This is a genomic window from Nostoc sp. GT001, from assembly GCF_030382115.1.
Taxonomy (GTDB): Bacteria; Cyanobacteriota; Cyanobacteriia; order Cyanobacteriales; family Nostocaceae; genus Nostoc.
The window spans coordinates 3,631,377-3,644,251 of the sequence record NZ_JAUDRJ010000003.1; the positions used below are offsets into that span (position 1 = coordinate 3,631,377).

Consider the following 12,875-nt stretch of genomic DNA (forward strand, 5'->3'; position numbering starts at 1 on the left):
AATACCTCAATACCTCTGCCAATTTACGAGGGTTCAACGCCAGTGGAAACGGGATGAATACGTCCTAAAGAAGTAAGCTTGGCAAAAATCTGGGTTAATAAAATAGGCTCAGGGATTTCGGGAAGCATTTTTAACATTTCACGAACATATCGAAAACCACGATGGTAAGCCTTAAGGTCAATAATGCCAGAACCGGGATTGAGTTGCTGGAAATCAGCGAGAAGATGGTGGGATAAATTGACCATAAAAAATGCTAAATTAGAAGCATTAGTCACGGCAGTTTGGCTCAGGTTCATAAAATCTTCCAATCCCCAAAACTGCTTGGCATCCCTAAAATTAAACTCGATTTGGAAACGGAGTTTGTAATAGTCGATAATTTTTTCAAATGACAGAGTTAGGTCGCTAGAAAAAATAATTACATGGCTGCAAGCATTAGTTTTAAGATTGGTTTTGACCAAAATCACTACATTGAGAGCTTGGGCAAATTCTTTGTGAATAAGAGTGGCTTGATAAATATCAGTTTGAATATCATCCTCAATAGCACTTTTACATAAGTATTTGTCAGGTATATTACGATAGTCTAGCTTATCACCGTATTTACGACGAGAGCGCTTACTGGAGTCAGGATTTTCATAAGGGAAGTATAATGCTGAATCATGGCGCAATTTGGAAATTATCTGCAAGTTGACAAGACGTGCCATCTGCAAAGCATTGTTGTTACCAAAATGACCATCTACTACCAAGTAGGTGAGGGAAATAGAGTTAGCTAATAACTTGAATAGTGAACCAATCATTTTCTGAATTAGTATTAATTCAGATGTTAATATCACTTCCTTTTTATTTTTGTTTTTACTTCCTTTTGGTCGTCCACGCCCACGCTTTTCTTTTTTGTTTGGTTTTTCGATTGTCGAGGTACTTTTTGTTTGAGTATCTTTCTTTATTACCTGTTCTATCTGAATCGGAAACGAGTGCCTCTGTTCAACACTCACTAATGATAATACAAAGAAAGATAATCCTGATATCGGTTTATTGGCTAGGCTAGAAAAGAATCTATCTAATCCATAAGTCTTTTTACCCGATTTACTGACTACAACTTCATCTCCTGCAAGCAAATATACCTCATTCGCACGGAACAAATGCTTGCGGAAAAATAGCCAAAACAATGTAGCCCAAGGTATTACTGTATGAAAAAACCGCAACATCGTCCGATAACTACCACCAATGCCTGCCCAACGGGAAATTCCCAACATCGTGACTCGTCCGCTCATCGCTAACATAGCCAGGATTATCTGGTTCAATTGCCGCATCGTCGTAGCGTTTATCTGCGGTAGCAAGCATTGTAGCAGTGATAAGATATCGGACATGGGCTGATTGTAGTTTTTGAGTTGTCGTTGTGAGAGACAATAACTCTACTACATCGGCCCTCTCTCCTCATCCTCTTATTTTGGCTAAGGTATTGTTCTAACGATCCCAATTTGGAAGATCAGCAGCCCCAGTTAACCTTGAGTACAGCAGCGGCGCGTAATTTGGCGACAACAGCCAAATCTGCACCGCAAACCCAGGAAATTACATCCCGGTGGTTGTTGAAGTTGTTGCCGTGGGTACAGACAAAAGGTGGTACTTATCGAGTCAACCGTCGGTTGAGTTATTCCGTGGGTGATGGACGGGTGACTTTCACCAATACCGGAGCAACGGTGCAGGTGATTCCTTTGGAACTGACTGAGTTGCCCTTGCTGCGAGGATTTAACAACCTTGACGTATTGACCGGGTTAGCAAACCAGTTTGTTCAGCAGGAGTACGCTCCAGATGATGTCATAGTTGAACTGGGCCAGCCTGCTGATCGCGTCATTCTAATTGCTCGTGGCAAGGTAAACAAGATTGGTGTTGGTAAGTATGGCGAGCAGATCGTGTTCGATGTGCTAGCTGATGGCGACCATTTCGGTGATGAAACTGTGGTGCAGTCCGAGGATACTTGGCAGTACACTCTGAAGGCGATTACTAGAACCATCGTTTTGTCCCTACCCCAAGCGGCGTTTGAGAGAGCGATCGCTCAGTCTGAGGCGTTAGGAACTCATGTTGAACAGTTCCGCACCCGCCTGAACCAGCCACAGACTCCCCAAGGTGAAGCTGCCATTGAGCTAGCAGCTAATCATCCCCAAGAAGCTGAGTTACCGGGAACCTTCGCCGATTACGAACTCACACCCAGAGAATATGAGTTGAGCATTGCTCAAACGGTGTTACGAGTCAGTACGCGGGTAGCCGATCTGTACAATGAACCGTACAACCAGACAGAAGAACAACTGCGGCTGACTATTGAGGCATTGCGGGAACGTCAAGAACACGAATTGCTCAACAACCGCGAATTCGGGTTGCTGCACAACGCCGACCTCAAACAGCGTATCTACAGCAGTAGTGGCGCACCCACCCCTGACGATCTCGACGAACTGTTGGCGACGGTATGGAAGGAGCCGGGATTCTTCCTGGCTCACCCCCGGACGATCGCTGCCTTCGGTCGTGAGGCCAACCGCCTGGGTCTCTATCCACAAAGCGTAGATGTGAACGGTGTTCAGGTCACATCTTGGCGCGGCGTACCTATCTTTCCTTCCAACAAGATCCCCATCACCAATAACCGCACCAGTTCTATCCTTTTGCTCCGCACTGGTGTAGAAAAACAAGGGGTAATCGGCTTACATCAAACTGGTATCCCCGATGAATACCAACCCAGCTTGTCTGTTCGATTCATGGGCATCAGCGAAAAGGCGATCATCTCCTACCTCGTCACCGCCTACTACTCCGCAGCCGTCCTCACTCCTGACGCACTTGGCATCCTCGAAGATGTTGAGATCGGTCGCTAAATATCAGGAGTGCTGAGTGAGTAAAAATTATAGCTGACTGTTGATACCCTGCAAGAAAGTGGGCGGTCTTTTAACTCAGCACTGGCTCAACGCCCCGCTACCGCTAATGGAACGCAATACGGTTTGATTAAGGCAAGAGACGCGATAAATCGCCGTCTCTACAAAAGATTGATCCTTGTAGAGAGGGCGATTGCTCGTGTCTTTGGATCTAGAATTTTCATCAAAAAACCTTAACCGAACCGTATTGGCACTGAATGGCACTTTTATTAGTAATTAGAGGATGGGGTGATGACTGATTTTATTGAATCAAATTTAAATGTTGAGAGTGGACAACCTCAACTGAGTTTGAGTAAAGATGCTGCGCGTACTTTGTCCACGACCACCAAATCTGCACCGCAGACACAGGAAATTACCTCGCGGTGGTTGTTGAAGATGTTGCCGTGGGTGCAGACGAAGGGTGGAACTTATCGGCTGAACCGTCGGTTAACCTATACAGTGGGTGATGGGCGGTTGAGTTTCTCTAACACCGGAGACGAGGTGCAGGTGATTCCCCAGGAACTTGGTGAGTTGCCTTTGCTGCGAGGATTTGACGATACCGAGGTGCTGAGGGCGTTGGCAAGTCGGTTTGTTCAGCAGGAGTTTGCACCTGGTGATATCATTGTCCAGTCAGGTCAGCCAGCCAATCAGCTTTTCTTGATCGCACATGGTAAAGCGAACAAGATTGGTATTGGCAAGTATGACGAGCAGCCTTTGTTGGATATGCTAGCTGACGGTGATTATTTTGGCGATCTGTTGGAGTCAGAAAGTAATTGGAAGTTCACGGTCAAGGCTGTAACCCGATGCACGGTATTGGCGCTACCACAACAGGCATTTCGGGAACTGCTCAACCAGTCGCAGGCGTTGCAGGCTCAAGTTGAGCAGTTTAGGACTCGCGCAGAACTTCCACAAAACAAGTATGGAGAAGCTGCGATCGCATTGTCAACCAGTCATAGTCAAGAGACGACGTTACCGGGAACATTTGTTGACTACGAACTTTCACCCCGCGAATATCAGTTGAGCATTGCTCAGACTGTGTTGCGAGTGAATACTCGTGTTGCGGATCTGTACAATCAACCATACAATCAGACGGAAGAACAATTGCGGCTGACGATTGAGGCATTGCGAGAACGTCAAGAATACGAGTTGATCAACAACCGCGAATTTGGATTGTTGCACAACGCCGACCTCAAACAACGCATCTACACCCGCAGCGGTCCCCCCACTCCCGATGATCTTGATGAATTAGTCACCCGGCGGCGGAAGTCGAGGTTCTTTCTAGCTCATCCCCGCACTATTGCAGCCTTCGGTCGCCAGTGCAACCGTCGAGGCATCTATCCAGACACCATCGATATGGACGGGAGCAAAATAATCACCTGGCGCAATGTACCGATTCTGCCTTGTAACAAAATCCCGATTACCAAGAACCAAACTAGTTCTATCCTGATACTCCGCACTGGTGAGAAAGACCAGGGTGTGATTGGCTTACATCAAACTGGTATCCCGGACGAATACCAACCTAGTTTGTCCGTCCGATTTATGGGCATCAGCGAAAAGGCCATTATCTCCTACCTTGTTACAGCCTACTACTCCGCAGCTGTCCTCATCCCCGATGCACTTGGCATCCTTGAAGATGTGGAAATCGGTTTGTAACTTTTTTGAGTGGAATATGAGTCAATTTTGCTAAACTTTCAGTTACCCTGAAACTCATAACTCACCACTCAGGACTGATGCAAGATAGGCAAGAACAAATTTCGCAAGTGGTAGTGACTGCTGGGCAGATGCGCGATATTGAAAAGCGGATCTTTGCAGCGGGAATGCCTGTAGTTGCTTTGATGGAAAAGGTGGCGGGATTAATTGCTCGTCGCATTCCAGAGATTCCTGCAAACACCCCTTTGTTAAGGGGATCTCGTGTAGGAATTCTTGTCGGCCCCGGTCATAATGGTGGCGATGCTTTAGTGGTAGCCCGTGAATTATACTTTCGCGGATATGAAATTTGGATTTATTCTCCTTTTTCTCAGCTTAAAGAATTAACTTCGCAGCACTTGCAATATGCCCAGAGTTTGGGCATTCCAATTTATCAAACAATTGAACAACTGCCAGATTCTGATTTGTTGATTGATGGCTTGTTTGGATTTGGTTTAGGAAGAAACCTGACCGATCCCATTGCCTCTGCAATTAATCAGTTAAATGAATTATCTATACCGATTTATAGTATCGATTTACCTTCAGGTTTACACACTGACACTGGCGTTGTATTGGGAACTGCCATTCGCGCTACTCACACATTTTGCTTAGGTTTATGGAAACTCGCTTTCTTCCAAGATCGAGCGTTGGAATATCTTGGTAAAACTGAATTAATCGATTTTGATATTCCTTTAGCTGATGTGGAAGCTGTTCTCAAAGATGCACCTAAAATTAAACGGATTACACGAGCAAAAGCACTTGCTACTTTACTTTTACCCCGTCCAGCAGTTACTCACAAATATAAAGAAGGACATTTACTGCTGATTTGCGGTTCGCGGCGCTATGCAGGTGGGGCAATTTTAACTGGTTTGGGTGCTAGGGCTAGTGGTGTCGGGATGCTTTCGATTGCCGTACCCGAATCTCTGAAATCTCTTTTGGTGTCACATTTGCCAGAAGCGCTAATTGTCGGTTGTCCAGAGACGGAAAGTGGAGCCATAGCTCAATTAAAATTACCAGAAAAAACTGATTTAAGTTCCTTCAATGCGATCGCTTGTGGCCCCGGTTTAACACGAGATGCTACGCCCATTGTGCAAGAAGTCATAGAAAGCGAACGCCCTTTGCTTCTCGATGCCGATGGTTTAAATATCTTGGCACAAATCGGAGCGATCGCCACACTAAAAAAACGCCAAGCAGTAACCGTACTCACACCCCACACTGGCGAATTTGAACGATTGTTTCCTGATGTCGCCGATGCCAAACACGACAGAGTGAAAGCAGTACAAGAAGCTGCCGCCCAAAGTGGGGCAGTAGTATTGTTGAAAGGGGTAAGAACTGCGATCGCCAACCCTCAAGGTGAAGTTTGGATTGTTCCTGAAAGCACACCCGCCTTAGCCCGTGGTGGTAGTGGCGACGTGTTAACTGGGCTACTGGGCGGATTGTTAGCGCAAGCAGCAACTAAACAGATTCCCCTAGAAAATATTGTGGCAACTGCCGCTTGGTGGCATTCGCAAGCAGGTATAATAGCTGCCCAAGAGCGTACCGAATTAGGTGTAGATGCGTTTACCTTGACACAATATTTGATGAAAGCTGTAACTTAGTCAAATTCCTCGTTCCCAGTCTTCGACTGTGAATGCCATCCTAGAGGCTCCGCCTCGAATTAAAATAACATCATGGGACGCAGCCGCTACCACGTATTAGGAACCCAGCCACACTTTCTCACCTGCACAGTTATAAATTGGATACCACTATTCGGCAAAGTTGAATTTACACAAATTATTTTAGATTCCCTGAATTTTCTGCAACGTCAGCAGCGTTTAACCTTGTACGGTTACGTAATTATGGAAAATCATCTCCATCTAATCGCCTCTGCCGCCAGTTTATCCAAAGAAATAGGAAATTTTAAATCATTTACGGCTCGTTCTATTATTGACTTACTTGAAAAAAATAATTCTAACTACATACTCAACCAGCTTGAGCTTTATAAATTAAAACATAAGACCAAACAAGAATATCAACTTTGGCAAGAAGGTTTTCATCCGCAGGTGATTCTAGATGAGGAAATGTTTAGACAAAAGTTAGATTATATTCACAACAATCCAGTCATATCATGTCCGCTTGATTGCTTATTAAACCCGAAGAACCCCACCCCGCCAAAGCTGTGCTTTGTCTCCCCTCCCGAAGAGCCTACCGTGTATACACAAGTCCACCCAGAGCGAGTTTCCAGCCAAGAAAGATAGATTCAAATTGTCTTAAACCATGAATAAGAGTAGGCATTCCAGGAGGTCTACCAGAAGTATAACCAGACCATCCACCAAGTCGAGCAATTATCCAATTAGCCCAGGGCAAACAACCGCGTGGATAAGGATTTTGCAGTTTTTTAGTATCGCCTTCAACAGAAGATTGAATCCCAGATAAGCATTGCTGCTGTTCAAGACAAAAGGTAAGCTGGGCAGAAAGTTGAGTATTATAGCAACGGACAGGGAGCTTAGGACAGCAATAAAATCACAAAGTACGCTGTTGAAGACGCGTTTCCCGCAAACTGTCCTAACGGCTTTGGCGACTGCTATATCGCGTCCTTCAACCATTTGTAAGGTTCGCACGGCTACGGACAAAGCAAGAATTGTTAGGCGTTGGATTGCAATACTAGACTCTAACTGAGTGATTATTTTTGTTGGGTATGGTGGCAAATTCCTCAAATAGATCCGATTCGCGGTCGCCAATATGAGTTACCATTTTTGCTCCACCCACTTCAAAGCATCGCTTACTACTTTCTGCCGATGCTAACCATTTGTAAGATTCTTTCTCCTCAATTGGTAAATTTTGATAGTCTCGCTGATGTTTATCTGCATGGTTTATAGCTCGGCTCCACAGTTTTACTGTGCTTAACCCCAGTGGAAATCCACTCTCACCATCTAATACCAATGTTGGATGAATATAAAACCCGACATCTGTGTTATTGCCTACTACTCCTAATCCTGGCGGTGACAGCCTACCTGCATGAGACTGCAAGTTAATCTCGCTAGTATCGCTAATCGCCTCGTATAATGCTGCCCCCTTTTTATCAGCCTTGGGTCTCCAAATGCCGTTCCTGGTGTCGTCGAAGCGTGAATTAAGATTGGATTATCCATAGTTTTTGCTTTTTAAAAATCCTCTGCACCTACTTTACATCCGACTTGTGTATACACGGTAGCTCACGGATGGGAGAGGGGCTGGGGGTGAGGGCAAAACGTTGTTACCAAGCGGGTTTAGCGTTAAGTTGACACCTATGGGAAGTAAGGCACGGTAGCAGCTAGCGTCAGTGCAGCCTAAAAATTTGATCTTATAGGTGCTATCGCAGCAGCTTCATCTGCTGCTGCTGGTCTAGGTTCAATTACAGTAGCTACAATTACTTCTACCGCTCCTGGAATTTTAGGTGTTTTGGGATTTACAACAACGACGGTTGTAGCATTGCCAGCAGCAGGAATTGTAGCTACGGCAGGACTTGCAGCTTATGGAGTAAAAAAAGTCTTTTTTGACTAAGCTGTAGATGGTAAAAATTTGTCAAATATTATAGATAGCCCTCCCGTAAGTTTACTGGAGGGTATTTGCTATTCTAAAAAGACTTTATTTCAACTGAGGAACGATGAAAATGCGTAGGCGCATCCCGCCGTACGCATCGCACTCTGCCTTCCTAGTTTGTTCCTCTTCAAAAACAAAAACCAATGACACAAAACTCTAAAACAGGTGCAGCATTTATTGCAGGTGGAACCATAACAGGTGTTGGTGTTTCCGCAACAGTAGGCGGGATGGGATTAGCAGGCGGATTTGGCGCTGTTGGAATTGGTGCAACTCCTGTAGTGGGTGCTGGCGCTGTGGCTGGTGCAGCTGCTTATGGCGCTTTTAAAGCCATAGCAGAAGGAGATGCAGCTGCCTTCGCTACAATGGGAATTGGTGCAGTCAGTGGTGCTGGTGTTTATAGCGTCGTCGGTGGTATGGGTTTAGTCGCACCGAAAGTAGGGCTGGCATTTGGGATTGGTGCAGTCCCGATGGCAGGAATCGGTGCAGTAGTCGGACTCGCCGCCTATGGTATTGCCAAACTGTTAGACGAATCGGGAATTAGCGAAACTCCAGCACAGCTTTTTGAGCGCATGGAAGAGAAAGTTTTGCAGATGGCCTACTATTCCGAAGCAGTGATGGAATTAGAAGCATTTTTATCAGGTGACGATCTCAACCAAAAATTTGCTGTTTTGGAAATCGAGGATGAGTTACAAGCGCTTAAGGCTAAATTCAACAAAAAATCAGAATTTGTTACGCCTAAAGCTTCTACTCCCAATATTGAACCAGAAATAATTTCTCTGAAAACCCAGCTACCTGAAACTTGGAAATGTGTACGCACACTCAAAGGACACTTAGCGGCAGTTAATGCGATCGCAATCAATCCTGATGGTACTACCTTAGTTAGTGGCAGTGATGACAGACAAGTTAATTTGTGGAACTTGAAAACCGGAAAATGGTTTTACACATTCTCTGGACAAGCAGAGGCAGTTTTATCTGTTGCGATCAGCCCTGATGGACAGCAGATTGCAAGCGGTAGTGTTGATCGCAAAATCAGCAGTTGGCAAATGGACACAAAAAAATTTCTCCGCACATTCTTTTATTTAAATGCCTATAGTCATAATGGTTTTGTTAACTCAGTAACCTATAGTCCTGATGGGGCAATTCTTGCTAGTGGTGCTGCTGATAAGACAATTAGAATTTGGGGACGCTACACAGGAACCGTAAAACGCACTTTGAATGGACACTCAGATGCAGTTTCATCTGTCACCATCAGTCCCGATGGTAAAATCCTTGCAAGTGGTAGTGCCGATAAAACTATTAGGCTTTGGGATGTCAAAACTTGGGAACAACGCTATATTCTCACTGAACATTTGGGTGCTGTGAATACAGTTGCCATCAGTCTTAACAGTCAAACTCTTATTAGTGGTAGTACAGACACCACAATTAAACTTTGGAATCTCCAAACTGGAGAATTAATTTCCACTTTGACTGGACACTCAACGGCGGTTTTGTCTGTTGCCATTAGCCCCGATGGAAAAACCCTAGCCAGTGCCAGCCGAGACGGTACAATCAAACTTTGGAACCTCCAGACTGGGGAAGTACTACAAAATCTTTCTGGGTGTAATCCCGTTGCTTTTAGTCCTGATGGTAAAACCCTGGTAAGTGGCGCTAATGGCGGAAGCATCAAGATTTGGAGTCAATTTACTCTCGACTCTGAATTATCGGGAGAATGGTGGGAAGTCTTGGGCGTAAATCCGAGCGATCGCCCCAATGTTGTTAAAATTGCCTACCGCCGATTAGCAAGATTGTATCATCCTGATGTTAATAGCTCTGCGATCGCAAAAGCCTCAATGCAAGCAATTAATCAAGCTTATAAAGAATTCCAGCAGCAGGTAACATAAAGTTACCAGTTTATCGATGCTAGTCAAAATATGAATAATATCTGAGGAAATAGTGTTATGTTTCAACATTTAGTAGAGTCGATAAATTTTGAAGAATTCGTCGAATGGAAACCGGAGAACGGCAGATATGAATTACATAAAGGATTAATAGTTGAAATGCAGCCGACAGGAGAACATGAGTTAGTCAGAGCATTTCTGATTAGAGAACTAAATTTTGAAATTCGGAGGTTTAATCTAGCTTATTCGATTCCTGCTCAAGCATTAATCAAATCGGTTGATAAAAAATCTGGTTATATTCCAGATGTGTTGGTATTGAATATCCCTAACTTAATTAATGAACCACTTTGGAAAAAATCATCAACAGTTACTCAAGCCGCATCAATTCCATTAGTAGTAGAAGTTGTGAGTACAAATTGGCGAGATGATTACTTTCTAAAATTTGCGGAATATGAAGAAATTGGGATTCCAGAATATTGGATTGTTGACTATGCTGCTCTTGGTGGAAAACGGTTTATCGGCAATCCCAAACAACCGACAATATCAGTTTACAGATTAGTGGAAGGTGAGTACCAAGTAACTCAGTTTTGTAGTAATGACCAAATTCAATCACCAACTTTAACAGAGCTAAATCTAACTGCTGAACAAGTGTTTAAGGCTGCTTCGGGAGAGCAGTAATGAACATCACTTTGCTAATCTCAGTACTTGTGTACTTTGTATATTCTCTGTACCTTATGGGCGGTATTTCGACTCAGTACTCTTTATTATTTTTGGCTATACTCCCATAAACGTCCCGTTTCATCTATCAGTAGGGTAAGATATTTAACCCTTGAGAAGTATTGACATATTAAAATTTTATAGTCTTCATCTTGCATATTCTGAAAAAACGTTATAAATTATTAGATAATAGGGGAATAATCTGACTTCTTAGTGTCAAAAACTAATCCTGTTCAAGTAAATATACTGCAACCAGTTTTAACTTCACACAAACCCTAAACAGCACTGAAGATATGTTTTTGTTTGGTAAAGCAATGATTCTGGACAGACAACAGAACAATAAATAATCTAAAAATATATCTTATGTGACTGTTTTTAGGAATCATGTTACTACTTCTGGTGGAAAACAATAACTAGAATTCACCAAAATAGTAATAGATTACAAGCAATTAACTAACAAGAAAGTTGCATAAATGTCAGCAATTTTATTCTTTGCTAGTTGATTATTTTTTTGCCTAATTATCTTTGCTATTCAAAGAATCGTTTTTGTTATGCTGAGAATAGCAAAAATAATAAATGAAGACACATCTACCACAAATTCACAATCCTTATGGAGTTATTCTGGCAATGCACCTAAACGAATTGGAAACTACTGAGAATTTAAAAGAAGTGGAAGAAGCATGGCTAGCACTAGAAAAATCAATTCTCTATTATCAAGGTCGCCCGGTTGGGACAGTAGCCGCTTATGATGAATCTGTAGAAGCGCTCAATTACGATCAGTGCTTTGTCCGGGATTTTGTTTCTTCTGCTCTAATTTTTCTGATTAAAGGTAGAACCGATATTGTTCGTAATTTCTTAGAAGAAACTTTAAAGTTACAGCCTAAAGAAAAGGCATTAGATGCCTATAAGCCAGGAAGAGGATTAATACCAGCTAGCTTTAAAGTAGTATCAGAAAATGGACAAGAATATTTAGAAGCAGACTTTGGCGAACATGCGATCGCCAGAGTTACACCTGTAGATTCTTGCCTATGGTGGATTATTTTGTTGCGTGCTTATGTAGTCGCCACAGAAGATTTTTCTCTCGCCTATCAACCTGAATTCCAAAATGGTATCAGGTTAATCATGGAAATCTGCTTGGCGAATCGTTTTGATATGTACCCAACACTGTTGGTTCCAGATGGCGCTTGTATGATTGACCGTCGTATGGGCATTTATGGGCATCCTTTAGAATTGCAAGTTCTTTTTTACACGGCATTGCGTGCATCTCGTGAACTACTAATTTGTCAAGGTAATTCTGATATTGTTGAAGCCATTGATAACCGATTGCCTCTTTTATGCGCTCATATTCGCCAGCATTATTGGATAGATATTAATCGTCTGAATGCAATTTATCGCTTCAAAAGTGAAGAATATGGCAAGGCTGCTGTTAATTTGTTCAACATATATGTAGATTCTGTTCCCTATTATGAATTAGATAAGTGGCTACCAAAAAAAGGTGGTTATCTAGCAGGTAATGTTGGCCCGTCGCAGCTAGATACTCGCTTCTTTTCACTCGGAAACTTAATGGCAATTATTTCAGATTTAGCCACAGAAGAACAGTCACAAGCGATTATGACTCTCATTGAGGAACGATGGGATGATTTGGTGGGAGATATGCCAATGAAAATTTGTTTCCCAGCTTTGGAACATGAAGAATACAGAATTGTGACTGGGTGTGACCCCAAAAATATACCTTGGTCGTATCATAATGCTGGTAGTTGGCCAGTTTTAATGTGGATGTTGGCGGCGGCGGCTGTGAAAACTAATAGAACAAGTCTTGCACAAAAGGCGATTGAAACTGCCCAAGGACGCCTTAGCACAGATGAATGGCCAGAGTATTACGATGGTAAAAAAGGGCGACTGATTGGGAAACAAGCGAGAAAATATCAAACTTGGACAATCACTGGGTTCTTATTAGCAAAAGAACTGATGGCAGACCCCACTTCTTTACCATTAATCAGCTTTGGAAAATTACCAGCAGAACAGGTTTCTAGAGCGTGTGAGTTTGAAATTGCCAGTGTAGACCCATATATGCAATAATTCATAATTTATAATGACGCTCCTGTGTCGCTAACGTAATTCGTAATTAAAAGACAGTTCCAGACAG

8 protein-coding genes and 1 pseudogene are annotated in these 12,875 nt (G+C 43.2%); 7 read left to right on the forward strand and 2 right to left on the reverse strand.

The window, feature by feature from the left end; all coding sequences use genetic code 11:
* Positions 1-23: 23 nt before the first annotated feature.
* Positions 24-1,364 (reverse strand): transposase, encoded by a 1,341-nt coding sequence (locus QUD05_RS18510; RefSeq protein WP_289794346.1) that lies wholly within the window; start codon positions 1,362-1,364, stop codon positions 24-26.
* A gap of 111 nt (positions 1,365-1,475) precedes the next feature.
* Between QUD05_RS18510 and QUD05_RS18515 the strand changes: the two genes are divergently transcribed.
* The 4 genes from QUD05_RS18515 to QUD05_RS18530 all read left to right on the forward strand — a co-directional run bounded on the left by QUD05_RS18515 (position 1,476) and on the right by QUD05_RS18530 (position 6,814).
* A complete protein-coding gene (locus QUD05_RS18515; protein ID WP_289797361.1) occupies positions 1,476-2,855 on the forward strand; it encodes a family 2B encapsulin nanocompartment shell protein in 1,380 nt (459 codons plus the stop codon).
* A 288-nt stretch (positions 2,856-3,143) separates the two neighbouring features.
* A complete protein-coding gene (locus QUD05_RS18520) occupies positions 3,144-4,544 on the forward strand; it encodes a family 2B encapsulin nanocompartment shell protein (protein ID WP_289797362.1) in 1,401 nt (466 codons plus the stop codon).
* A 77-nt stretch (positions 4,545-4,621) separates the two neighbouring features.
* A complete protein-coding gene (locus QUD05_RS18525; protein ID WP_289797363.1) occupies positions 4,622-6,175 on the forward strand; it encodes an NAD(P)H-hydrate dehydratase in 1,554 nt (517 codons plus the stop codon).
* 72 nt (positions 6,176-6,247) lie between these two features.
* On the forward strand, positions 6,248-6,814 hold the full coding sequence (locus QUD05_RS18530) for an REP-associated tyrosine transposase (protein ID WP_289797364.1): 567 nt from the start codon (positions 6,248-6,250) through the stop codon (positions 6,812-6,814).
* On the opposite strand, the pseudogene QUD05_RS34455 reads toward QUD05_RS18530, so the two are convergent.
* A pseudogene (locus QUD05_RS34455) lies at positions 6,762-7,613 on the reverse strand (hypothetical protein); the annotation flags it as partial. The gene QUD05_RS18530 and the pseudogene QUD05_RS34455 overlap by 53 nt on opposite strands.
* A 665-nt stretch (positions 7,614-8,278) precedes the next feature.
* On the opposite strand from QUD05_RS34455, the gene QUD05_RS18540 reads away from it, so the two are divergent.
* From QUD05_RS18540 to QUD05_RS18550, 3 genes are all read left to right on the forward strand, one after another.
* Positions 8,279-10,015, forward strand: coding sequence for a DnaJ domain-containing protein (locus tag QUD05_RS18540; RefSeq protein ID WP_289797365.1), 1,737 nt, complete (start codon positions 8,279-8,281; stop codon positions 10,013-10,015).
* A gap of 57 nt (positions 10,016-10,072) precedes the next feature.
* On the forward strand, positions 10,073-10,690 hold the full coding sequence (locus tag QUD05_RS18545) for a Uma2 family endonuclease (protein WP_289797366.1): 618 nt from the start codon (positions 10,073-10,075) through the stop codon (positions 10,688-10,690).
* Positions 10,691-11,356: 666 nt separating this feature from the next.
* The gene (locus tag QUD05_RS18550) at positions 11,357-12,808 is read left to right on the forward strand and encodes a glycoside hydrolase 100 family protein (RefSeq protein ID WP_289800003.1); all 1,452 of its coding nucleotides are present in this window, start codon (positions 11,357-11,359) and stop codon (positions 12,806-12,808) included.
* The last annotated feature ends 67 nt before the right edge of the window (positions 12,809-12,875 follow it).